This is a genomic window from Paenirhodobacter sp., assembly GCF_050177655.1.
In the GTDB taxonomy this organism is placed as follows: Bacteria; Pseudomonadota; Alphaproteobacteria; order Rhodobacterales; family Rhodobacteraceae; genus Rhodobacter.
In genome coordinates, this window is record NZ_JBFXGV010000016.1 from 40,522 (window position 1) to 61,693 (window position 21,172).

A 21,172-nucleotide genomic window follows, 5' to 3' on the forward strand; every position below is an offset into this window, starting at 1 on the left:
GCCGCCGGTCTTTCTTTTTTCTCAGGCGGTTACATGCAGGCGTCGAAAAGCGCGCGGGTATTCTCGCGCGTCATCGTCACCGGGTTGCCGCCGCAGGACGGGTCTTCCAGCGCCATTTCGGTGAGCATGTCGAGATCCTCGCGCTTCACCCCCATCGCGGTGAGATTGGCGGGGATCTTGAGGATCGTGCGCAGGTTCATCACCGCCGCGCGGAAACCGTCGAAGCCGCCCGCGATGCCGAGATAGGCGGCGGCCTTCTCGATCCGCTCCTCGATCGCCTCGCGGTTGTAGTCGAGCACCATCGGCATCACCACGGCGTTCGTGGTGCCGTGATGGGTGCCGTAGACGGCGCCGACCGGGTGGGAGAGCGAATGGATCGCACCGAGCCCCTTCTGGAAGGCGACGGCGCCCATCGCGGCGGCCGACATCATGTTCGCCCGCGCCTCGAGATTGCCGGGCTCGGCATAGGCGAGCGGCAGGTTCTCGAAGACGAGCCGCATCCCTTCGAGCGCGATGCCCTGGCTCATCGGGTGGTAGAAGGGCGAGCAGAAGGCCTCGAGGCAATGGGCGAGCGCGTCCATCCCGGTGCCCGCGGTGATGAAGGCGGGCATGCCGACGGTGAGCTCGGGGTCGCAGATCGTGACCGCGGGCATCAGTTTCGGATGGAAGATGATCTTCTTCTTGTGGGTTTCGGAATTGGTGAGCACGCCGGCGCGGCCCACTTCCGAGCCGGTGCCGGCGGTGGTCGGCACCGCGATGATCGGCGCGATCTTCGCGCCATCGGCACGGGTCCACCAGTCGCCGACATCCTCCAGATCCCAGACCGAAAGCTCGGGCTTCTGATCGGCCATCAGCGCGATCATCTTGCCCAGATCGAGCGCCGAGCCGCCGCCGAAGCAGACGACCCCGTCATGCCCGCCGGCCTTGTAGACGGCGATCCCCGCCGCCATGTTGCCCTCGTTCGGGTTCGGATCGACCTCGGAGAACATCGCGCGGCCCAGCCCCGCGGCCTCGAGCACGCCGAGCGCCTGGGAGGTGATTTGCAGCGGCGCGAGCGCCTTGTCGGTCACCAGAAGCGGCTTTTTCATGCCGACGGATTTGCAGTGCTCCGCCAGTTCGCGGATCCGGCCGGGGCCGAATTTGATGGCGGTGGGGTAGGACCAGTTCACGGTCGGCGCAGTCATTTCGTCACCTTCTTGAGATGGTAGGATTTCGGTCGCGTGACCGAGTAGTAGCCCAGAACCGAGAGCGAGCCGCCCCGGCCGGTGTCCTTGCAGCCGGTCCAGCACAGCGCCGGATCGAGATAGTCGCAACGGTTCATGTAGATCGTGCCGGTCTGCAGCTGCGTGCCGATCTCGGCCGCGCGCTCGGGGTCGGAGGTCCAGAGCGAGCAGGTCAGCCCATAGGGGCTGTCGTTCATCGCGGCGATCGCCTCGTCGTCATCCGCGACCTTCATGATGCCGACGACCGGGCCGAAGCTTTCCTCCCGCATCACCCGCATCTCGTGGTTCACGTTCACGAGGATCTGCGGCGCGAGATAGGTGCCGCCGTCATCGGCGGGGAAAAGCGCGGGGTCGATCAGCGGCTTCGCGCCCTCGGCCACGGCCTCCTCGATCTGGCTGCGCACCACCGCGGCGAAACGCTTGTTCGCCATCGGGCCGAGCGTGCTGTCGGGTTCGAACGGATTGCCGAGTTTCAGCGCCTTGACCCAGGCCACCGCCTTCTCGACGAAAGCGTCGTAAAGGCTTTCGTGCACATAGATCCGCTCGATGCCGCAGCAGCACTGGCCGGCGTTGAACATCGCGCCATCCATCAGGCTGTCGACCGCGGCGTCGAGATCGGCGTCGTCCATGACATAGCCCGGATCCTTGCCACCAAGTTCCAGCCCGAGGCCCGTGAAGGTGCCCGCCGCCGCGCGCTCGATATTGGCGCCGCCGCCGACCGAGCCGGTGAAGTTGACGAAGTTGAAGGCGCGCGCGCCGATCAGATCCTCGGTGACCTCATGCGTCAGATAGACGTTCTGGAACACGTCCGCCGGCACGCCCGCGGCGTGGAAGGCCTCGGCCAGACGCTCGCCCACCAGCATCGTCTGCGTGGCGTGCTTGAGCACCACAGAATTGCCCGCGATCAGCGCCGGAACGAGGGTGTTGACCGTGGTGAGATAGGGGTAGTTCCAGGGCGCGATGATGAAGACGACGCCGACCGGCTCGCGCGCGATGTAGCGCTTGAAGCGGTTCGAATCCTCGACCACCGTCGGCGCCAGCGCCTCCGCCGCGATCGAGGCCATGTAGTCCGAGCGCTCGTTCACGCCGCCGAATTCGCCGCCGAAGCGGGTCGGGCGGCCCATCTGCCAGGCCAGTTCCTCGACCACCTGATCCTTCATGTTGTTCAGGTTCGCGATGCCCTGTTTCACAAGCGCGATGCGCTCCTCGAGCGGGCGCGCCGCCCATTCCGGCTGCGCCGCGCGGGCGCGCGCGGCCATCTCCTGCGCCTCGGGCAGGCTCAGCGCCGGCCTCTCGGCATAGACCCGCCCGTCCACGGGCGAGATGCACTGGATCATCTTCGTCATGTCGACCTTCCTTCGGAAGCCACCACGGCCCCCCTTGAAACCCTGTCCGCCTCGGCGCGCTCTCAGGCGCGCTCGAAGCCGCGCGCGCGTTCCCAATCGGTCACGACGCGCAAATTCTCCTCCACCTCCCAGCGGGCGGCGCGGTAGTAGTGCGAGACCACCTCCTCGCCGAAGACCCGGTTGAGGAATTCGCTGTCCTTCAGCGCCTCCCCCGCCTCGCCAAGCGATTTCGGCACCCGGGCCGCGGTCTCCGCCTGGTAGAGATCGCCCGAGACCGGCGCGCCCGGATCGAGCATCTGCTCGATCCCCTCGAGCCCCGCGGCGAGGAGTGCGGCACAGGCGAGATAGGGGTTCAGATCGGCGCCGCCAATGCGGCATTCCACCCGCACCCCCTTCGTCCCCTCGCCACAGATGCGGTAGCCCGCGGTGCGGTTGTCGAGCGACCAGACCGATTTCGTCGGCGCGAACATGCCCACGCAGAAGCGCTTGTAGCTGTTGATATAGGGCGCGAGGAAATAGGTCAGCTCGCGCGAGAAGGCGAGCTGGCCGGCGAGGTAGTGGCGCATCAGCGAGGACATGCCGTGCTCCGCTTCCGGGTCGAAGAAGACATTCGCCCCGTCCTTCCAGAGCGACTGGTGGATATGGCTCGACGATCCCGCCTTCGCATGGTCGTATTTCGCCATGAAGGTGGCCGAGGCACCGTGTTGCTGCGCGATCTCCTTCACGCCGAGCTTGATCAGGCTGTGCATGTCGGCGGTGTCGAGCGCGTCGGAATATTTCGCGTTGATCTCCTCCTGCCCGGTCTCGGCCTCGCCCTTCGAACATTCGACGGGGATGCCCGCGGCATAGAGGTGATTGCGGATGTCGCGCATCACCTTTTCGTCGCGTGCGGTGCCCATGATCGAATAGTCGACATTGTGGCGCGCCATCGGGGTGGGCCGCGGATAGCCCGCATCGAAAAGCGCGGGATAGCTTTCCTCGAAGAGGAAGAATTCAAGCTCGGTCGCCATCACCGGCTCGAAGCCCATCGCCTTCGCGCGCTCGATCTGGCGCTTGAGCACGCTGCGCGGTGCATGGGGCACCGGCTCATGCGTGTGATGGTCGAGCACGTCGCACATGACGAGCGCGGTGCCCGGCACCCAGGGGATGCGGCGCAGCGTGGCCATGTCGGGCTTCATCACATAGTCGCCATAGCCGCGTTCCCAGCTCGAGGCCTCATAGCCCGGAACGGTGACCATCTCCATGTCGGTGGCAAGGAGATAGTTGCAGCAATGCGTCTCCTCATGCGCGCTCTCGATGAAGTGCTGCGCGTGAAAGCGTTTGCCCTGCAACCGGCCCTGCATGTCGCAGAGGCAGGCGATCACGGTGTCGATCTCGCCGGATTTCACGGCTTTCTTCAGGGCGTCGAAAGTCAGGTTAGCGGGCATTCTCTCCTCCACGAAAGCGCCGCCGCCCCCTGGATTGCGCGGGGCGGCGGAAAGGGGCGGGGGGTGACCCCGCCCGGGGGCGTCGATCAGCCGTAGCGATAGGGCTGACCCGCCTTCACCATCGTCTCATTGTATTTACGAATGATGTCCACGACCTTGGCCTTGAGCGGGCTTTCGGCGGCGATCTCGTCCCAGAACTTGTGCGCCGCCTCTTCCATCTTGGCATAGTCCTCGGCCGGCATCGAGGTCAGCTTCATGTCGGTGCCCTCGACGCGCAGCTTCGCCTCGCCCGCCCAGTACCACCACTGGCGATGGTAATGCGACTGGTCGAAACAGGTCTGCATCAGCTGCTGCAGATGCGGCGGCACCTCGTTCCAGCGGTCCATATTGGCGAAGAAATGCCCGATCCAGGCGCCCGAGATGTTGTTCGTCAGGAAATAGGGGGCGACCTTCGACCAGCCCGAGGTGTAATCCTCGGTGATGCCCGACCAGGCGAGACCGTCAAGCTCGCCGGTCTGCAGCGCGACCTGCACGTCTTCCCAGGGCAGGGTGACCGGGATCACGCCGAACTGCGCGAGGAAGCGCCCCGCGGTCGGGAAGGTGAAGACGCGCTTGCCGTTCAGATCGGCGAGCGAGTTGATCGGCTCCTTCATGTTGAAGTTGCACGGGTCCCAGGAGCCCGCCGAGATATGCTTGATCCCGACCTTGGCATATTCCTCTTCCCAGATCTCCTTGAGACCCCAGGTGTTGAAGAGCGCGGGCACATCGAGCGAATAGCGCAGCGCGAAGGGGAAATAGCCGCCGAAGACGGTGACTTCGGTCGGCGAGGCCATGCTATCGTCATCCGACTGCACCGCGTCGATCGTGCCGTTCTGCATCGCGCGGAAAAGCTCGCCCGTCGGCACCAGCTGGTCGGAGGTGTAAAGCTCGATCTCCATCTGGCCGTTGGCGATCGTGTTGAAGGCCTCGATCGCGGGCTTCACCACCTCTTCGGCAAGCGCCGGGCCGGCATAGGTCTGCAGCCGCCACTTGATCTTCTTCTCCTGCGCCACTGCGGGCGCGGCAAGGCCCGCCGCCGCGGCACCCACCGCACCGGTGGTGAGGAATTTCCGTCTGGTCGTCGTCATCTCTCTCTCCTTGTTGGTTGCGCCCCTTTGCGGGGTCTTCGGGTTGTCGATCAGCGTCCGAGCACCTCATGCGGCAGCCAGAGCGCGATTTCGGGGAACAGCCCCACCATCAGCAGCGTGACCACCATCACCAGAACGAAGGGCGCCACCGAACGATAGATCACCGGCAGGGTGAACTCGGGCGGCGCCATCGCCTTCATCAGGAACAGGTTATAACCGAAGGGCGGGGTGAGATAGGCGATCTGGCAGGTGATGGTGTAAAGCACGCCATACCAGATCAGATCGAAGCCGAGCGTCTTGGCCAGCCCGACATAGACCGGCGCCACGATCACCAGCATCGCGGTGTCGTCAAGGAAGGTGCCCATCACGAGGAAGCTCAGCTGCATCAGCACGAGCACCTGCCAGGGTTTCAGCCCGAGGCTCTCGACGAAGAAATCCTGGATCGCACGGCCCGCACCGAGCCCGTCGAAGACCGCGCCGAAGGACAGCGCCGCGGTGATGATCATCATGAACATCACGGTGATCTGCAGCGTCTGCCGGGTCGAGACCTCGAACACCGCCCAGGTGAAGCGCCGCTTCACCACCGCCGCCAGAACCGAGGCGAGCGCGCCGATCACCGAGGCCTCGGTGAGCGAGGCCCAGCCGTTCAGGAACGGCACCATCATTGCGACGAAGATGAAGACGGGCAGCAGCCCCGCACGCAAAAGCCGGAACCGCTCGCCCCAGGTCACCGCCGCGCGTTCCTCGGCGGGCATCGGCGGCGCGAGGCGCGGGTTCAGCGCCGAGCGGATCATGATGTAAAGGATGAAAAGCGTGGCCATCAGCACGCCCGGGCCCACGCCGGCAAGCCAGAGGCTGTCAACCGGCTGGCGCGCGATCAGCGAGAAAATCACCAGCACCACCGAGGGCGGGATCAGGATGCCAAGGCTCGACCCCGCCTGGATCACGCCCGAGATCATCAGCTTGTCATAGCCGCGGCGCGTCAGTTCGGGCAGCGCGATGGTGGCGCCGATCGCCATGCCCGCGACCGAAAGCCCGTTCATCACCGAGATCATCACCATCAGAAGGATGGTCCCGATCGCAAGCCCCCCGGGCAGCGGCCCGAACCAGACGTGAAACATCCGGTAAAGGTCTTCGGCCAGCCGGCTCTCGCTCATCACATAGCCCATGAAGACGAACATCGGCAGCGTGAGCAGCGGCGTCCATTTCATCAGCTTCATCACGGCGCTAAAGCCCATGTCGGTGCCGCCCGGCCCCCAGAGCGCCAGCGCCGCGACCACGGCGACGAAGCCGATCGCCCCGAACACCCGCTGCCCCGTCATCATCATCAGGAGCATCGTCGAGAACATCAGCAGCGCGATGGTATTGTGATCCATCAGATCTTCCCCCCGCGCAGCGTGGCGATGTCGCGCAACAAAAGCGCGCTCGCCTGCAACAGCATCAGCCCGAAGCTGAGCGTGATGATCGTCTTGAGCGGCCAGAGCACCGGGCGCCAGGCGGTCGGGTTCCGCTCCCCCACCGAGAAGGAATAGACCGTGCTGTCAAACGCGCCCCAGAGCATCACGCCGAGGTAGAACATCAGGCAGAACACGGTCAGCGCATCGGTGAGCGCCTGCCCCCTGGTGGTGAAGCGCGCATAGATCAGGTCCATCCGCACATTCGCATCGCCCTGCAACGCCCAGGGCGCGCCCAGCATGTAATAGGCGACGAGGGTGAACTGCGCCATCTCCAGCGTCCAGATCGCGGGGATATGCATGAATTTGGTGACGGAGGAGAACAGCATGATCCCCATCATCACATAGAGCAGATACATCGCGATCTTGCCGATCTTTGCGTTCAGCGCATCGACGAAGCGGACATAGGCGACGAGCGGGCGGGGCAGGGCGGCGGTGTGCATCACGCGGCCTCCTCGGTCTCGGCAAGCCGGGCAAGCGCGGCGGTGAGCGCGGGGGCGAGCTGATCGGCCATCGCCTCCTGTTGCGCCGCGGTCGCGATCAGATCGTTGCGCAGCTCGATCATCACATTGGCGATCCCCATCGGCGTCGCGTGCAGCGCCAGCGCATGGGTGACCTCGTCCGCCGCCGAATAGGGCTCGTTCAGCCGCGCGTCGAGAGAGGTGCGCGCCCGCACCTCCTCGAGAAAGGCGGTGGCGAGCGCGGGATCGGCGTCATGGATCACGCCAAGCTCGACCGCGCGGGGGCGCCCGAAATAAACGGGGGTGAAGCTGTGCACCGTCACCAGCACCGGGCGCAGCCCAAGCGCGAGGCGCCGCGCGATCTCGGCCGAAACCGCGGCGTGATAGGGCAGATACAGCGCCTCGGTGCGGGCCAGCCGCGCCTCGGGCGTGATCGCCCGATTGCCCGGCACGTCGTAAATCTCGGATCGCGCCGGCATCGCCCCGGGCGACTGCGGCGGGCGGTTGAGATCGTAGATCAGCCGCGAGGCGGTGGCATGGATCAGCGCGGCCTCGAGCCGCGCGGCGAGCGCCCGCGCCAGCCCAAGCGCGCCCGGATCCCAGGCGATATGCGCGCTGCGCGCCGGTGCATCGAGGCCAAGATCGCCCCAGCGCGCCGGAAAATGGTTCGAGGCATGTTCGCAGCAAAGCACGAACCGCCCGCGCGCGGCCGCGCCCTCGAGCGCATATGCTGCCTCCTGATCCTGTTGCAGATCCGTCATCGTCCCTGTCGACTCTATGTTCGTTTTGAACAGGCTCCTCTGAGCCGGGCCATTCTGTCAACATCATTTCAAGTTTTGAAATTCTGTTACAATCTGTTCTAGTGCGAGTCGGGTGCCTTTCGCGGCACCTGTCGGAGAAAGCTGCGGAGGTGCCCGATTTGGCGGCAGTCGAGCAAAGCATCGAGGAGCAGATCCGCGGCGCGATCGAGGTGATGACCCGCGCCGAGCGCCAGCTCGCCTCGCATATCCTGCGCCACTACCCGGTCGCGCTGCTCGGCTCGGTCACCCAGCTCGCGAAGGCGGCCGAGGTCTCCTCGCCCACCGTGGTGCGGCTTGCGCAGAAGCTCGGCTTCGGCGGCTATCCCGGGTTGCAGGGCGCGGTGCGCGAGGAGCTCGAGGCGCGGCTGATCAGCCCGCTCGCGAAACACGACCGCTGGGCGGGCGACGCGCCCGAGGCGCATGTGCTCAACCGCTTCGCCGATGCGGTGCTCGGCAACCTGCAGGCGACGCTCGCGCAGATCGACCACGCCGAATTCGATGCGGCGGCACGGCTGATGGCCGATCCCGCGCGCAAGATCTTCGCCACCGGCGGGCGCATCACCCTGGCGATGGCGGAATATTTCGTCAGCCACATGAAGGTGATCCGCCCCGGGGTCGAACTGCTCACCCCGGTCTCGAACGCCTGGCCGCCGGCGCTGATCGAGATGCGCCCGGGCGACGTGCTGCTCGCCTTCGACATCCGCCGCTATGAGAACAACGTGCTGCAGCTCGTCGAACTCGCCTCCGAGCAGGGGGCGGAGGTGGTGCTCATCACCGATCCCTGGGTCAGCCCCGCCGCCGCCCATGCGCGCTATCGCTTTTCCGCGCAGATCGAGGTGCCCTCGGCCTGGGATTCGACCGTGGCGATCCAGGTGCTGGTCGAGACGCTGATGGCGGCGGTGCAGTCGCTGACCTGGGAGGAAACCTCCGCCCGGATGAAACGGCTCGAGGAGCTTTACGCAAGGGCGCGGTTCTTCCGCGGGCGCAAGTAGGGGGCGCTGCCCCCGTCTGCTCCGCAGACTCCCCCGGGATATTTCGACTCTGTAGAAGCCGTGTTTCTATAGAGTTCAAATATCCCGGGGGGAGGCGAAGCCGGGGGGCAGCGCCCCCTATTGCCCGATCACCAGCAGATCCGCCGGGTTGAGGCCGAGCGTGACCTTCTCGCCCACCTGCGGCGGGGCGACATGGGCGGTGTTGAACGTGTCGAAGGCGATCTCGTGGCCGCCGAGATCGGCGCGCAGCCGGATCACCGAGCCGAGGAAATCGACCTCGCGGATGGTGCCGCCGAGCGCGAGTTCCTGCCCGGCCTGGCCGAGCCGCACCGCCTCCGGCCGCAGCCCGAGGGTGACCGAGGTGCCCGAGACGGGGCGGCCGAGCGTGACCTCCTGCAGCCCCACCCGCACCGTGCCGCGCGCGGCGTCGATCACCGGCGCCTCGATCGTGTTCAGCGTGCCGACGAAGCCCGCGACGAAGCGGGTCGCGGGGGTGTTGTAGATCTCGAACGGCGTGCCGACCTGATCGGCGATGCCCTGATGCATCACCACCACCCGGTCGGACATCGAGAGCGCCTCTTCCTGGTCATGCGTCACGAAGATCGTGGTGATGCCGAGGCGGCGCTGGATCGCGCGGATCTCGTTGCGCAGGCTCACGCGGATCTTCGCGTCGAGCGCCGAAAGCGGTTCGTCGAGCAGAAGCACCCGCGGCCGGGGGGCGAGCGCGCGCGCCAGCGCCACGCGCTGCTGCTGGCCGCCCGAAAGCTGGAACGGGTAGCGCGCGCCCAGATCGGGCAGGCCGATCAGCTCGAGCATCTCCGCGACCCGCGGCGCGATCTCGGCGCGCGGCGTGCCCTTCACCTTCAGCCCGAAGCCCACGTTCTGCGCCACGGTGAGGTTCGGAAACAGCGCATAGGCCTGGAACACCATGCCGATATTGCGCTGGTTCGGCTTCAGGCTGACCACGTCATGCCCGTCGATCGCGATCGCGCCCGAGCTTGGCGCCTCGAAGCCCGCGACCATGCGCAAGACCGTCGTCTTGCCGCAGCCCGAGGGGCCGAGCAGCGAGACGAACTCGCCCTGTTCGATCGCGAGGTTGAAATCCTTCACCACCCGGTTCGGCCCGAAGCTCTTTTCCAGATGGGAGATCGTCAGATAGCTCATCGGGCGGTCCTGTCGTGTTTGAAGAGGCGCGTCACCAGCTGGATCAGCCCCATGCAGGCCCAGGTGACGACGAAGGCGATGGTGGCGAGCGCCGAGGGCTCATAGGCCCGGTTCGCGCCCATCAGCTGCAGATAGGGGCCGAAGGCGGGCCGGTTGAGCAGCGCCGCCATGGTGAACTCGCCCATCACGATCGCGAAGGTGACGAAGGCGCCCGAGAGCACCGCGACGAGCACATTGGGCAGGATCACTTTCGCCAGGATCGTCACCCAGCCCGCGCCGAGCGACTGCGCCGCCTCGGTCAGGGTGGCGACGTCGATCGTGCGCAGCCCGGTGTCGATCGCGCGATACATATAGGGCAGGCTCAGCGTGGCATAGCCGAAGAGCAAAAGCAGATTGGTGCCCATGATCGTGCCGGTGAGCGGCAGCCAGCTCGAGGTGTTGTAAAGCCGGATATAGCCGAAGACGGTGACGATCGCGGGGATGACGAGCGGCAGCAGCGTGACGAATTCGACATAGGGCCGCAGCCCGGGCATCTTGAGGCGCACCCAGAAGGCGGTCGGCACCACCAGGAGCACGCCGAAGACGATCGTCATCAGCGCCATGAACACCGAATAGGAGAAGGTCTGGCGGAACCGCGGATCGGCAAGCACGACGCGATAGGCCTCGAGGCTGTAGATCCCGCGCTTCATCGAGAGCGAGAATTCCACCATGCCGATCAGCGGCAGGATGAAATAGAGCATGCCGAGGATCAGCACGGACCAGGCGGCGGCGCGCTTCATTTCAGCCACCTCTCGGAGCGCATGCGCAGCCAGATGTAGATCACATTGGCCGCGGCGGTGACGAGGATCATGCCGAAGGCCATCGCATAGCCCAGATGCGGATCGCCAAGCACATCGCCGCGGATCTGCGCGAAAAGCATGATCGGCACGATGTTCAGGCTCGATCCGGTCAGCGCATAGGCGGTGGCGACGGCGCCGAAGGCGTTGGCGAACAAGAGCGCGAAAGTGCCGAGCAGCGCCGGGAACAGGATCGGCAGCGCGACCATCCGCCAGTATTGCACCCCGGAGGCGCCCAGACATTGCGCCGCCTCGCGCCACTCGCGCTTCAGCCCGTCGAGCGCGGGGGTGATGATCAGGATCATCAGCGGGATCTGGAAGAAGATATAGGTGACGGTCAGGCCCCAGAAGCTCAGCAGGTTGAAGCCGAGCAGCCGCAGGTTGATGCCGAACTGGTGCTTGAGGAACAGCGTCACGAGCCCCACCGGACCGAGCGTCGCGAGAAAGGCGAAGGCGAGCGGCACGCCCGCGAAGTTCGAGGCGACGCCGGAAAAGGTCAGCAGCGGCGAGCGGATCATCCGCGGCAGCCCGCCAAGCACCATCGCCGCCGCCATCAGGAAGCCGACGAGACAGCCAAGCGCCGCCGAGGCGGTCGAGATCTTGATCGAGATCCAGTAGCTCGCGAGGATCGAGGGGGTGAAAAGCCCCGCGACATTGTCGAAGGTGAAGGCCCCGTCAGGCGTCTGGAAAGCGCCGACCACGATCTTCATCGTCGGCGCGATCAGGAACAGCGCGACGAAAAGCCCGAAGGGCACGAGGCCGAGCCAGGTCAGGTTCGGCCGCCGGCGCGGGGGGGGAGGGGTGTCGGTCACGATCGGATCCGCGGGGGGCTCGAAACGGAAAGGCCGCCCCCTTGGGAGGGGGCGGCAGCGGGAAGATCCCGGATCACTGGACGTTGGCGCCCACCACGGCATCCCAACCGCCGGTGACCGCGTCCTTGTTCGCGGCCTGCTCGTCGAGGGTCGGGAAATAGGCCTTGGCATAGCCCTCGGCCGGCGGCAGCGCGTCGATCAGCTCCTGCGGCACGGTGCCCGCGGCCGACATCGCGTTGAAGCGCGCCGGGTGGCAATAGCCCTTGAGCCAGAGGTTCTGCCCCTCGTCCGAATAGAGGTATTCCATCCAGAGCTTCGCGGCGTTCGGATGCGGCGCATGGGCCGAGATCGCCTGGACGTAGACGCCGGCGAGCACGCCCGACTTCGGCACCACGACCTCGACCGGCGGGTTGCCGGCGAGCGTGTCGCGCGCCGAAAGCGCGTTGTAGTCCCACATCACCACGATCGGCGTCGCGCCCTGCGCGAGGGTGCCGGCCTTGCCGATGACGGGCACGAAATTGCCCTCGGCGTTCAGGCCCTTGAAGTAGTCGAGACCCTTCTCGCCCGCTTCCTTGCCGGCCGCGCCGCCATTCGCCATGCCCGCGGCGAGCACCGCGAGAATCGCCTGGTTCGAGGCGCGCGGATCGCCGGCAAGGGCGACCTGGCTCGCATATTCCGGCTTCGTCAGATCGGCCCAGTCACCCGGCACGTTCTCGACGAGATCCTTGTTCACCATGAAGGACATCACGCCGTAATAGTCGCCGTACCAGTAGCCGTCGGCATCCTTCACCGCATCCGGGATCTCGTCCCAGGTCGAGACCTTATAGGGCTGCACCAGCCCCTCTTCCTTCGCCTGCGGGCCGAAGGAGAGGCCGACGTCGATCACGTCGGGCGCCTGCGGGCCGGTGTTGCCCTTGTTGGCGCGGATCGCCTCCAGCTCATCGGCCGAGCCCGCGTCGGGGTTCAGCTCGTTCACCGTGATCTCGGGATATTTCGCCTTGAACCCGTCGATCACCGCACCGTAGCCGCACCAGTCGTGGGGCAGGGCGATCGTGGTCAGCATGCCTTCGGCCTTCGCCGCGGTCTCGAGCGCGGCCATGTCTTCCGCCTGCACGAGCGCGGTCGTCGCCATCAGCGCGGCGGCGCCGGCAAGACCACCCGTCAGCCAGCGCGTCATCTTCGTCTTCATGGTCTTCTCCCCCTATCGGAAGTCCCGGGCCCGGGATGGGCGCCGAAAATGCACCTAGGCGTTCTCTGTGACAGTCTCGCGACATCGACGCCTTCGGTCGGCCGGATTTGACCGGCGGGGCAAGATTTGCCCGATTCCGCCGCTCATGCAACAAAACTGTCGCGCCACCGTTACATTCCGCGCTCCGCGCCGCCCCGCGCGCGCCTGCGCATCGCCGCAAGGGCGCTCAGATCAGGTGATTTTTTACCAGCCCTGTGGCACTCTGGCGCAGGAGGAGGACACCATGACCGAAATTACCAAGGATTTCAGCGGCCAGACCGTGATCTGCACCTTCGAGATGACCCCCGCGACGGCAAGCGAGCTGATGGCCTCGCTCGAGGCCGCCTATGCGGAATGCATCTCGAAACAGCCCGGTTTTCTGGGTGCGGGGCTGCATATGAACGACGCGCAGACGCGGATCGCCACCTATTCGAAATGGGAAAAGCGCGGCGATTATCAGGCGATGTTGCGCAGCCCCGAGATGATCACCCGCAACCGCCACATCGCCACGCTCTGCCGCAGTTTCGAGCCGGTGATGTACGAGGTGCAGGCCGACTTCTGAGCAGTTTCGCAGGGCTCTGCCCAAATCGCGTGCAATCGCTGACGACTCGGTCTATGCTGCGCCGCGGCATTGGGGGTTGGACATGGCGGGCACGGTCATCACGGTGGCACAGCAGAAGGGCGGCGCGGGCAAGACCACGCTGGCCGTCAACCTCGCGGTGGCGCTGATCGACCGCGGGCGCAGCGTCGCGCTGCTCGACACCGACCCGCAGGGCTCGCTCGGGCGCTGGTTCATGGCGCGGCGCGAGCGGCTCGGCCAGGCCGGCCTCGAATTCTCCACCTCCTCGGCCTGGGGCGTGAGCTACGAGGTCGAGAAGCTGAAGAAACTCGTCGATTTCGTCATCATCGACACCCCGCCCAAGGTCGACAGCGACCTGCGCCCCGCCCTGCGCGAGGCCGATCTGATCGTGGTGCCGATCGGCGCCTCGCTCGTCGATCTCTGGGCGACGGAGGGGGTGCTCGACCTCGCCCGCCGCGAGGGCAAGCGCCCGAAGATCGTGCTCAACCGGGTGCGCAAGGGCACGCGGCTCGACGCCGAGGTGCGCACCGCCGCCGCCGAGCTCGAGGGCGAGATGGCGACCGCCTTCCTCACCCATCGCACCGCCTTCGCCGAGACGCTGGGCCAGGGGCTCGGCGTCGCCGAGGCCGCGCGCAAGACCCCCGCCGCCGCCGAGATCGGCGCGCTGCTCGCGGAACTGCTCCCCGCCGAGGGCTGAGCTCGCCGCCCGGCTGTGCAGGGCGCGCGCTGCGTGCTAGGCTCCTCCGCGGGAGGAGTTTTCATGAAAAAGATTTATCTGGCCGTGCTTTGCGCGGCGCTCGCCCCGCCGCTTGCGGCGGAGCCCGTCAATATCCAGCCCGATGTCGCCGCGGTCACCGTGCCGACGCCGCAGGGGCCGGTGGACATCGCGCGCGTGCAGGACAACGCGCATGAGCTGTCCGGCGAATGGGCGCGCACCTCGCGCCCCTGCCCGAATTTCTGCATCCAGCCGATGGTCCCCGCGCCGGGCGTCACCCCGGTGGGCGAGATCGAGATGCTGGGCTTCCTGCAAGATCCCGCGGTCGTGGTGATCGACAGCCGGGTCGAGCCCGATTTCCTCGGCGGTGCGATCCCCGGGGCGGTGAACATGCCCTACACCCAGGCCGCCGACCGGCTGGGCGAGCTTGGCTGCGAGCCCGATTTCGAGGGGTTCGACTGCACCGGGGCAGAGGTGAAATCCGCGGCGCTCTATTGCAACGGGCCCTGGTGCGGCCAGTCGCCCACCGCCGCGCGGCGGATGATCGAGGCGGGCTTTCCCGCGGAAAAGATCTTCTACTACCGCGGCGGGATGCAGGTCTGGCGCATGCTCGGCCTGACCGTGGTGATGCCGCCCAAGGGCTGAGCCGGGCGGATTCAGGTTTCGTTAACCCTGTTGCGGCACGCTTCGGGAATGACCCTGATGAATCGCCTCCGCCTTCCGGGCCAGACCCGGTTCTTCACCCTGCATCTCGCGGCGGGGCAGGGGGATCTCCTGACCGCGCGCATCGCCGATCTGCGTGCGGCCTGGCGCGTGACGGTGGCGGAGCTCCCGACGCGCTGCGAGGCGATGGTGGTGCTGCCCGATCATCTGCACGCGGTGCTGACCCTGCCGCCCGGTGCGCAGCCCGCGACCGCCCGCTGGCGCCGGTTCCGCACCGGTTTCGCCGAGGCGCTGGGTCGCGCGCCCGAAGAAATCTGGGCGCCCGAGATCCTGACCCAACCGCTCGAGAGCGAGGCGGAGATCAACCGTGCGCTGGCGCTTTGCTGGCACGACCCGGTGCATCACGGCCTCGCGCCCCGCCCCGAGGACTGGCCCTATTCCTCGCTCCACCGCGACATGCGCCAGGCCGCGCGGAGGCGGGCGGTAGCGTGAACGAATTGTGGGAAGCGGTGCGATCGGCTAGCTTTTCAGGCGATAGATTTCGGAGAACATGTTGAAATGAAGTACCTCGTCGCCGCATTGCTCTGCGTGATCCTGCTGCTCGGGGGCTATATCGCTTATTCTCAGGGCCTTCTGAACCGCTTCGTCGATCCGAAACTGGTTCAGATTTGCGAGGGGCTCGTCAAGGATCGTCTGCGCAGCCCTTCGACCTACCGTCGCATCAAGGTGACGCAGTACAGCGAAGCGGTTTCGCTAGAGAAGGCGCGAGCGCTGGACCCGAAGATGACGCAGACCGAGGTGCGCGCGATCACGGAAGGTCGCGCAAAACCGACGAATTTTCAGGTCTTCATCACATTTGAGGCGGCGAATGCCTTTGGAACGCCGGTCTCCGGTCTTTCGCTCTGCGAATACTACTCCGCTTTCGGCGACGACACCTATGCGAGCAAATTCTCGGTGAAAATCGACGGCAAGACCTCGACCGACTGGCTGATCGAGGGGATCACGGCGGGTAAGAAGAAATGATCGTTCACCTCTTCTTCGGCCGCTTCACGCCCCCGCGCTGACCGGGCCGCCCCGCGGTCGAGCGCGGTTTGACCGCCTTTTCCACCGCCTCCTCGACCGCCGCCTGCCGGGCGAGCGGATCGTCGGCGACGGCCAGTTCCACCGCCTCCAGCCGCTTCACCTCATCGCGCAGCCGGGCCGCTTCCTCGAATTCGAGGTTCTCGGCCGCCTTGCGCATTTTCAACCTCAGATCGGCCAGATGCGCCTCCAGATTGGCGCCGACCTGCACTTTTTCAACCTTCGCCGTCACCCGGCTCATGTCGGTGTCGCCCTGCCAGAGCCCGGCCAGAACGTCGTCGACATTCTTGCGCACGGTCTGCGGCGTGATCCCGTGTTCGGTGTTGTAGGCGATCTGCTTCGCCCGGCGCCGGTTCGTCTCGGCGAGCGCGCGCTCCATCGAGCCGGTGATCTTGTCGGCATACATGATGACGCGCCCGTCGGCGTTGCGCGCCGCCCGCCCAATCGTCTGAATGAGCGAGGTTTCCGACCGCAAAAAACCCTCCTTGTCCGCATCGAGGATCGCGACCAGCCCACATTCGGGGATGTCGAGCCCCTCGCGCAGCAGGTTGATGCCGATCAGCACGTCGAAGGCGCCAAGCCGCAAATCGCGCAGGATTTCAATGCGTTCGATCGTGTCGATGTCGGAGTGCATGTAGCGCACCCGGATCCCCTGCTCGTGCAGATATTCGGTCAGATCCTCCGCCATCCGCTTCGTCAGCGTGGTGACGAGCACGCGCAGCCCCTTCGCCGCGACGATGCGGATCTCGTCGAGCAGATCGTCGACCTGGGTTTCCACCGGGCGGATCTCGACCTCCGGGTCCAGGAGGCCGGTGGGCCGGATCACCTGTTCGGTGAAGACGCCGCCGGTCTGCTCCATTTCCCAGGCCGCGGGCGTCGCCGAAACGAAGACCGACTGCGGCCGCATCGCGTCCCATTCCTCGAATTTCAGCGGCCGGTTGTCCATGCAGGACGGCAGGCGGAAGCCGAACTCGGCAAGGGTGAACTTGCGCCGGTAGTCGCCGCGATACATGCCGCCGATCTGCGGCACGGTGACATGCGATTCGTCTGCGAAAACAATGGCGTTGTCGGGGATGAACTCGAAAAGCGTGGGCGGCGGCTCCCCCGGGGCGCGCCCGGTCAGGTAACGCGAATAATTCTCGATCCCGTTGCAGATGCCGGTCGCCTCCAGCATCTCGAGGTCGAAATTCGTGCGCTGTTCGAGCCGCTGCGCCTCGAGCAGTTTCCCCTCGTCGTTGAACTGCTTGAGCCGCTGCGCCAGCTCCACCCGGATCGACTTGGTCGCCTGCTGCAGCGTCGGGCGCGGGGTGACGTAGTGGCTGTTCGCGTAGATGCGGATCTGCTCAAAACTGTCAGTTTTCGAACCTGTCAGCGGGTCGAACTCGGTGATCGCCTCCAATTCCTCGCCAAAAAACGAGAATCGCCAGGCGCGATCCTCGAGGTGCGCGGGCCAGAGATCGACGGTGTCCCCCTTCACCCGGAACGCCCCGCGCTGAAAGGCGGCATCGAGCCGCTTGTATTGCTGCGCCACCAGATCGGCGAGGAATTTGCGCTGATCGTAAAGCCCGCCGACGGTCAGATCCTGCGTCATCGCCGAATAGGTCTCGACCGAGCCAATGCCGTAGATGCAGCTGACCGAGGCAACGATGATGACGTCGTCGCGTTCGAGCAGCGCCCGGGTGGCCGAGTGGCGCATCCGGTCGATCTGCTCGTTGATCATCGATTCCTTCTCGATATAGGTGTCGGTGCGCGCGACATAGGCCTCGGGCTGGTAGTAGTCGTAGTAGGAAACGAAATACTCGACCGCGTTATCAGGGAAAAACCCCTTGAATTCGCCGTATAATTGCGCGGCAAGCGTCTTGTTCGGCGCAAGGATGATCGCCGGGCGCTGCGTCGCCTCGATCACCTTCGCCATCGTGTAGGTCTTGCCGGTGCCGGTCGCGCCCAGCAGCACCTGGTCACGTTCGCCGGCCAGCACCGCCCCGGAGAGCTCGGCGATCGCCGTCGGCTGGTCGCCCGCGGGCTGGAAGGCGCTGTGCATGACGAAACGCTTGCCACCCTCGAGCTTCGGGCGGGTCAGGACGTCGGGGCGTTCGCTGGGCTGGTTATTGGTATTGTGGGGCATGGGGGCTCCTTCGGCCCCACATAGTTGATCTCTTTTCGTTCCCTTTCAAGGGGTTGCTGGAATCCGTTAACCAAAGATGAATCGAAGTTCAAATTTTACGAAACAAATCATCAGCTTGCGCGCATTACCCCTTGCGTCGAATCGCATTTGTTCGCAAATTGTTCTTGCAAGCAGCATCCGCTACCGGCCGGGGCACCACCCCACCCCTCGCTCCCCAAACCCGGCCGGTAGCACCTCTTCCTTCCCTCGGGCCGCCCTGCGGCGTTTTCTCGCGCTGCGGACTTGCGCTTTCGTGCGGATCGACTAGAACTGACGCAATTCGAGAAGGGGGTGCCCATGCGCGCGCGTATCTACCAACCGGCCCGCAACGCCATGCAATCCGGTCAGGCCAAGACGAAGGTCTGGTATCTCGATTTCCTGCCCGCCGATGCGCGCGAGATCGACCCGCTGATGGGCTGGACCTCCTCGGACGACACCCAGACCCAGGTGCGCCTGAAATTCGAAAGCCGCGCCGCGGCCGAAGCCTATGCCAAGGAAAACGGCCTCGACTATGCCGTGACCGAGCCGCACAAGCGCGCCGCCAACATCCGCGCCGGTGGCTATGGCGAGAATTTCGCCTCCGGTCGTCGCGCGAACTGGACGCACTGATCTTCCGACCCTTTCGCGGCGCGCGGTGAACCGCAGCGCAGCCTGGCCCCGCGGCATGCACGCGGGGCTTTCCATTTCGAATCGCCGTCAAAGGTCCGGGGTGCGGCGGCTCAGGCCCCCGCCGCGATCCGCCCAAGCGTGCGGTCGAGCCAGCGCCGGATCAGCCGCCCGCCGATCGGCGCGAACCATTCCGGCACGCGATAGCGCTCGATCACCTGCGCGCCCGCCACCTGCATGCCCTCGGCGCCGATCTCGCGGATCTCGTAAAGCCCGTGCAACCCGCCAAAGCCAAGCGGCCCGGCGCCCAGCCGCACCACGCCGAACTCGCCGCGATACTGCCGCATCCCGCCGGCATGGGGCATCTCGAGCACGAGGCTCTGCACCGCGACCGGCACCGCATGCTCGAACCCCTCGACGCCGTCCTCGCGCGTGAGTTTTGGCGCCCCGGTCGGCACGATCCCATGCACCCGCTGATCGAGCAGGACCAGCGTCGCCAGCCCCTCGAACCCCTTGATCCGCGCCATCTCCTCGATCACGCCGTCACGCTGGCGCGCCGCCTCCTCCGCGCTGATCGCCGGCCTCTCGGCCGCAGTATCCGGCGCCGCCGCGTCCTCGGCCTGCACCCGGATCGCGTAATGCCCCTCGAGCCAGCCGCGTGCCGCCGCGTGCAGCGCCTCGCGGCTCCAGTCCTCCTCGCCGAAGGCGGTTTCCAGCGCCGGCCCGACCCCTTCGCGCAACAGGGCCAGCAGCTTCTCGTCCTTCCAGGCAAAGGAGGTCACCCGCCAGGGCGCACGTCCTTCCTCCGCCGCAAGCGCCGCGATTTCCGCCTCGGTCTCGGCGCGCAGCGCCGCATGGGCCGGGGCGTAAATCTCCCAAAGCTCCGCCACCACCTCCGCCGTCGCCGGGTGGCCCAGCTCGACCATCACCGCAAGCGCCTCCTCGAGCGGGCGCGCCTCGGCGACCATCCGGTCATAGACGCTGAGCAGCACCGCCACCGGATCGGCACAGTCCGCCAGCGGCTCCTCGCGATAGGTCGCCCCGCCCAGAAGCAGCAAAAGCCCCGAATGGAACCGCGCGAGCGGCGCCTTCAGCCGCTCGATCTCCTCCGCGCCGGCCCCCGCCTCGCGCAGCTGCGCCAGCGCGCCAAGCACGCCCTCGACCGCCTCGACGATCCCTTTCGTCCAGGCGTAATCCGCAACGATCATGGCGGGGCGGGTCATCTGCTCATCCTCTTCCCTCGACGCTTCACTGCGCCCATGCTGCGCGCGACAAATGGCACGATCATGGCGCGCCCCCCTTTTCTTCGGGCAGGAGTTTGGCGAAGATCGGGCAGGAGGCCCCCCGATGATCACGATCACCCTCGAACATCCGGTGCAGGAGGAGCTGGCGCTGCTGCATGCGCGCCATACCGCGGCGATGCACGCCGACACCCCGCCCGAATCGATCCACATGCTGCCCGCGGGTGCGCTCGCCGCGCCGGGGATCCGCTTCTACGTCCTGCGCGAGGAGGGGGCGGCCCTCGGCATGGGCGCGCTGAAGGCGATCGACCCGACCCATGCCGAGATCAAGTCGATGCATGTGCTCGAGGAGATGCGCGGGCGCGGCCTCGCGCGGATGATGCTCGGCCATCTGGTGACCGAGGCGCGCGCCGCGGGCTTTGCCCGGCTCAGCCTCGAGACCGGCGCGCAGCCGAGCTTCGCCCCCGCCCGCGCGCTCTACCTCGCCGAGGGGTTCGAGATCTGCGGCCCGTTCGAGGGCTATACCGAGGATCCGAATTCCGTCTACATGACGCGGCGCTTCGGCTGAGCCGCAGCGAGGCTTGCGCGACGCCCCCGCATCGCGCAAAAGGGGGCGATGCGGTCCCGTAGCTCAACTGGATAGAGCAAGCGCCTTCTAAGCGCTAGGTTGGGGGTTCGAGCCCTCCCGGGATCGCCAGTGCCTACCTAGGACACTGTTTTTCATCGGAAAAAGCGGATTTTTTACAGTTTGGCCCGACTTTTTACAGAGTTCCGGACTTGTTCCGTTCCGCGAACGGCCCGTCGCCGGTCTGCTGCCTCGGTGTAATGCTGCACCTCGGAGAGGCTCTGGTGGCCTGTCCACGCGGCGATCTGGTGCGTCGTGGCGCCGGCCTCGGCCAGTTGCATCGCGCGCGATTTTCGCAATCCATGCGCGCTACGCCCGGTGATCTTCGCCTCGCGCGCCGCGTCGGAGATCAGCGTCCCGAGGGCCTTGTGCGAGCGGGTGCGGCCGCCATGAGTCGCGAGGAAGGTCATGTGCCCCTCGAGGCAGAGCAGCGCCGCATGCATCGTGTCCCGGTCTCCGAGCATCGCCTCGGCATAGCTCGGCAGGGGGCAGTGCCAGGGCACGAGGCCTTGTTGCATAAATCAGGTTCTGAGCGGAGTTCCCCTTTCCCCGGACGGACTTATCCTACGGCCACTGTGACGGGTATGCCAAGCGCGGTGTAGCCATTCAGCACAGCGATGCGGACTTG

Annotated in this window: 22 protein-coding genes and 1 tRNA gene; 9 read left to right on the forward strand and 14 right to left on the reverse strand. The window is 66.2% G+C overall.

What is annotated here, in order from left to right; genetic code table 11:
• Positions 1–29: 29 nt before the first annotated feature.
• The 7 genes from AB7U46_RS08185 to AB7U46_RS08215 form a co-directional block, all read right to left on the reverse strand.
• Positions 30–1,184, reverse strand: coding sequence for an iron-containing alcohol dehydrogenase (locus AB7U46_RS08185; protein ID WP_428336463.1), 1,155 nt, complete (start codon positions 1,182–1,184; stop codon positions 30–32).
• Complete coding sequence (locus tag AB7U46_RS08190) at positions 1,181–2,569, reverse strand: aldehyde dehydrogenase family protein (RefSeq protein WP_428336464.1); 1,389 nt, start codon at positions 2,567–2,569, stop codon at positions 1,181–1,183. The genes AB7U46_RS08185 and AB7U46_RS08190 overlap by 4 nt, the downstream gene beginning before the upstream one ends.
• A 62-nt stretch (positions 2,570–2,631) precedes the next feature.
• The gene (locus tag AB7U46_RS08195) at positions 2,632–3,996 is read right to left on the reverse strand and encodes a glutamine synthetase family protein (RefSeq protein ID WP_428336465.1); all 1,365 of its coding nucleotides are present in this window, start codon (positions 3,994–3,996) and stop codon (positions 2,632–2,634) included.
• Between the two features lie 86 nt (positions 3,997–4,082).
• Positions 4,083–5,123, reverse strand: coding sequence for a TRAP transporter substrate-binding protein (locus AB7U46_RS08200; RefSeq protein WP_428336466.1), 1,041 nt, complete (start codon positions 5,121–5,123; stop codon positions 4,083–4,085).
• 50 nt (positions 5,124–5,173) lie between these two features.
• Positions 5,174–6,499: a TRAP transporter large permease gene (locus AB7U46_RS08205; protein WP_428336467.1), complete on the reverse strand. Its 1,326-nt coding sequence runs from the start codon at positions 6,497–6,499 to the stop codon at positions 5,174–5,176.
• Positions 6,499–7,005 (reverse strand): TRAP transporter small permease subunit, encoded by a 507-nt coding sequence (locus AB7U46_RS08210; protein WP_428336487.1) that lies wholly within the window; start codon positions 7,003–7,005, stop codon positions 6,499–6,501. Before AB7U46_RS08210 ends, AB7U46_RS08205 begins: the two co-directional genes overlap by 1 nt.
• A 14-nt stretch (positions 7,006–7,019) precedes the next feature.
• Positions 7,020–7,799, reverse strand: coding sequence for an N-formylglutamate amidohydrolase (locus AB7U46_RS08215; protein ID WP_428336468.1), 780 nt, complete (start codon positions 7,797–7,799; stop codon positions 7,020–7,022).
• 158 nt (positions 7,800–7,957) lie between these two features.
• Here AB7U46_RS08215 and AB7U46_RS08220 point away from each other — a divergent pair, with 158 nt between their 5' ends.
• Positions 7,958–8,830, forward strand: coding sequence for a MurR/RpiR family transcriptional regulator (locus tag AB7U46_RS08220; protein WP_428336469.1), 873 nt, complete (start codon positions 7,958–7,960; stop codon positions 8,828–8,830).
• Positions 8,831–8,947: 117 nt separating this feature from the next.
• On the opposite strand, the gene AB7U46_RS08225 is transcribed toward AB7U46_RS08220, so the two are convergent.
• From AB7U46_RS08225 to AB7U46_RS08240, 4 genes are all read right to left on the reverse strand, one after another.
• Positions 8,948–9,994 carry an ABC transporter ATP-binding protein gene (locus AB7U46_RS08225; protein ID WP_428336470.1) on the reverse strand — a complete coding sequence of 349 codons (1,047 nt, stop codon included), beginning with the start codon at positions 9,992–9,994 and terminating at the stop codon, positions 8,948–8,950.
• Positions 9,991–10,773, reverse strand: a complete 783-nt coding sequence (locus AB7U46_RS08230; protein WP_428336471.1) for an ABC transporter permease — start codon at positions 10,771–10,773, stop codon at positions 9,991–9,993. The genes AB7U46_RS08225 and AB7U46_RS08230 overlap by 4 nt, the downstream gene beginning before the upstream one ends.
• A complete protein-coding gene (locus AB7U46_RS08235) occupies positions 10,770–11,642 on the reverse strand; it encodes an ABC transporter permease (protein ID WP_428336472.1) in 873 nt (290 codons plus the stop codon). The genes AB7U46_RS08230 and AB7U46_RS08235 overlap by 4 nt, the downstream gene beginning before the upstream one ends.
• A 73-nt stretch (positions 11,643–11,715) precedes the next feature.
• Positions 11,716–12,831 (reverse strand): ABC transporter substrate-binding protein, encoded by a 1,116-nt coding sequence (locus tag AB7U46_RS08240; protein WP_428336473.1) that lies wholly within the window; start codon positions 12,829–12,831, stop codon positions 11,716–11,718.
• Positions 12,832–13,114: 283 nt separating this feature from the next.
• Between AB7U46_RS08240 and AB7U46_RS08245 the strand changes: the two genes are divergently transcribed.
• From AB7U46_RS08245 to AB7U46_RS08265, 5 genes are all read left to right on the forward strand, one after another.
• A complete protein-coding gene (locus AB7U46_RS08245; RefSeq protein ID WP_428336474.1) occupies positions 13,115–13,432 on the forward strand; it encodes an antibiotic biosynthesis monooxygenase family protein in 318 nt (105 codons plus the stop codon).
• 82 nt (positions 13,433–13,514) lie between these two features.
• Entirely contained in the window at positions 13,515–14,147 is a 633-nt protein-coding gene (gene parA / locus AB7U46_RS08250) for a ParA family partition ATPase (RefSeq protein WP_428336475.1), read from the forward strand.
• Between the two features lie 63 nt (positions 14,148–14,210).
• Positions 14,211–14,810, forward strand: a complete 600-nt coding sequence (locus AB7U46_RS08255) for a rhodanese-like domain-containing protein (protein WP_428336476.1) — start codon at positions 14,211–14,213, stop codon at positions 14,808–14,810.
• Positions 14,811–14,867: 57 nt separating this feature from the next.
• Positions 14,868–15,320, forward strand: a complete 453-nt coding sequence (locus AB7U46_RS08260; protein WP_428336477.1) for an REP-associated tyrosine transposase — start codon at positions 14,868–14,870, stop codon at positions 15,318–15,320.
• 66 nt (positions 15,321–15,386) lie between these two features.
• Positions 15,387–15,851 carry a hypothetical protein gene (locus tag AB7U46_RS08265; protein ID WP_428336478.1) on the forward strand — a complete coding sequence of 155 codons (465 nt, stop codon included), beginning with the start codon at positions 15,387–15,389 and terminating at the stop codon, positions 15,849–15,851.
• A 4-nt stretch (positions 15,852–15,855) separates the two neighbouring features.
• On the opposite strand, the gene uvrB is transcribed toward AB7U46_RS08265, so the two are convergent.
• Positions 15,856–18,033 carry an excinuclease ABC subunit UvrB gene (uvrB, locus tag AB7U46_RS08270; protein ID WP_428336479.1) on the reverse strand — a complete coding sequence of 726 codons (2,178 nt, stop codon included), beginning with the start codon at positions 18,031–18,033 and terminating at the stop codon, positions 15,856–15,858.
• A gap of 336 nt (positions 18,034–18,369) precedes the next feature.
• Between uvrB and AB7U46_RS08275 the strand changes: the two genes are divergently transcribed.
• The gene (locus AB7U46_RS08275; RefSeq protein ID WP_428336480.1) at positions 18,370–18,681 is read left to right on the forward strand and encodes an ETC complex I subunit; all 312 of its coding nucleotides are present in this window, start codon (positions 18,370–18,372) and stop codon (positions 18,679–18,681) included.
• Between the two features lie 110 nt (positions 18,682–18,791).
• Here the strand turns inward: AB7U46_RS08275 and AB7U46_RS08280 are convergent, their stop codons facing one another.
• Entirely contained in the window at positions 18,792–19,901 is a 1,110-nt protein-coding gene (locus tag AB7U46_RS08280; RefSeq protein WP_428336481.1) for a hypothetical protein, read from the reverse strand.
• Positions 19,902–20,025: 124 nt separating this feature from the next.
• On the opposite strand from AB7U46_RS08280, the gene AB7U46_RS08285 reads away from it, so the two are divergent.
• Positions 20,026–20,487, forward strand: a complete 462-nt coding sequence (locus tag AB7U46_RS08285) for a GNAT family N-acetyltransferase (protein WP_428336482.1) — start codon at positions 20,026–20,028, stop codon at positions 20,485–20,487.
• Positions 20,488–20,539: 52 nt separating this feature from the next.
• Positions 20,540–20,616: transfer RNA gene (locus AB7U46_RS08290), tRNA-Arg, on the forward strand.
• Between the two features lie 44 nt (positions 20,617–20,660).
• On the opposite strand, the gene AB7U46_RS08295 is transcribed toward AB7U46_RS08290, so the two are convergent.
• A complete protein-coding gene (locus AB7U46_RS08295; protein WP_428336483.1) occupies positions 20,661–20,987 on the reverse strand; it encodes a tyrosine-type recombinase/integrase in 327 nt (108 codons plus the stop codon).
• Between the last annotated feature and the right edge of the window lie 185 nt (positions 20,988–21,172).

What these genes read in the sequence shown, in the direction of transcription:
- AB7U46_RS08255 (WP_428336476.1), top strand. Translation starts at nt 14,211, where the DNA reads ATGAAAAAGATTTATCTGGCCGTGCTTTGCGCGGCGCTCGCCCCGCCG.
- AB7U46_RS08285 (WP_428336482.1), top strand. Translation starts at nt 20,026, where the DNA reads ATGATCACGATCACCCTCGAACATCCGGTGCAGGAGGAGCTGGCGCTG.
- AB7U46_RS08280 (WP_428336481.1), bottom strand. Translation starts at nt 19,901, where the DNA reads ATGACCCGCCCCGCCATGATCGTTGCGGATTACGCCTGGACGAAAGGG.
- AB7U46_RS08295 (WP_428336483.1), bottom strand. Translation starts at nt 20,987, where the DNA reads ATGCATGCGGCGCTGCTCTGCCTCGAGGGGCACATGACCTTCCTCGCG.
- AB7U46_RS08230 (WP_428336471.1), bottom strand. Translation starts at nt 10,773, where the DNA reads ATGAAGCGCGCCGCCGCCTGGTCCGTGCTGATCCTCGGCATGCTCTAT.
- AB7U46_RS08260 (WP_428336477.1), top strand. Translation starts at nt 14,868, where the DNA reads ATGAATCGCCTCCGCCTTCCGGGCCAGACCCGGTTCTTCACCCTGCAT.
- AB7U46_RS08275 (WP_428336480.1), top strand. Translation starts at nt 18,370, where the DNA reads ATGCGCGCGCGTATCTACCAACCGGCCCGCAACGCCATGCAATCCGGT.
- AB7U46_RS08185 (WP_428336463.1), bottom strand. Translation starts at nt 1,184, where the DNA reads ATGACTGCGCCGACCGTGAACTGGTCCTACCCCACCGCCATCAAATTC.
- AB7U46_RS08265 (WP_428336478.1), top strand. Translation starts at nt 15,387, where the DNA reads ATGAAGTACCTCGTCGCCGCATTGCTCTGCGTGATCCTGCTGCTCGGG.
- AB7U46_RS08245 (WP_428336474.1), top strand. Translation starts at nt 13,115, where the DNA reads ATGACCGAAATTACCAAGGATTTCAGCGGCCAGACCGTGATCTGCACC.
- AB7U46_RS08195 (WP_428336465.1), bottom strand. Translation starts at nt 3,996, where the DNA reads ATGCCCGCTAACCTGACTTTCGACGCCCTGAAGAAAGCCGTGAAATCC.
- AB7U46_RS08190 (WP_428336464.1), bottom strand. Translation starts at nt 2,569, where the DNA reads ATGACGAAGATGATCCAGTGCATCTCGCCCGTGGACGGGCGGGTCTAT.
- AB7U46_RS08225 (WP_428336470.1), bottom strand. Translation starts at nt 9,994, where the DNA reads ATGAGCTATCTGACGATCTCCCATCTGGAAAAGAGCTTCGGGCCGAAC.
- AB7U46_RS08215 (WP_428336468.1), bottom strand. Translation starts at nt 7,799, where the DNA reads ATGACGGATCTGCAACAGGATCAGGAGGCAGCATATGCGCTCGAGGGC.
- AB7U46_RS08205 (WP_428336467.1), bottom strand. Translation starts at nt 6,499, where the DNA reads ATGGATCACAATACCATCGCGCTGCTGATGTTCTCGACGATGCTCCTG.
- uvrB (WP_428336479.1), bottom strand. Translation starts at nt 18,033, where the DNA reads ATGCCCCACAATACCAATAACCAGCCCAGCGAACGCCCCGACGTCCTG.
- AB7U46_RS08240 (WP_428336473.1), bottom strand. Translation starts at nt 12,831, where the DNA reads ATGAAGACGAAGATGACGCGCTGGCTGACGGGTGGTCTTGCCGGCGCC.
- parA (WP_428336475.1), top strand. Translation starts at nt 13,515, where the DNA reads ATGGCGGGCACGGTCATCACGGTGGCACAGCAGAAGGGCGGCGCGGGC.
- AB7U46_RS08200 (WP_428336466.1), bottom strand. Translation starts at nt 5,123, where the DNA reads ATGACGACGACCAGACGGAAATTCCTCACCACCGGTGCGGTGGGTGCC.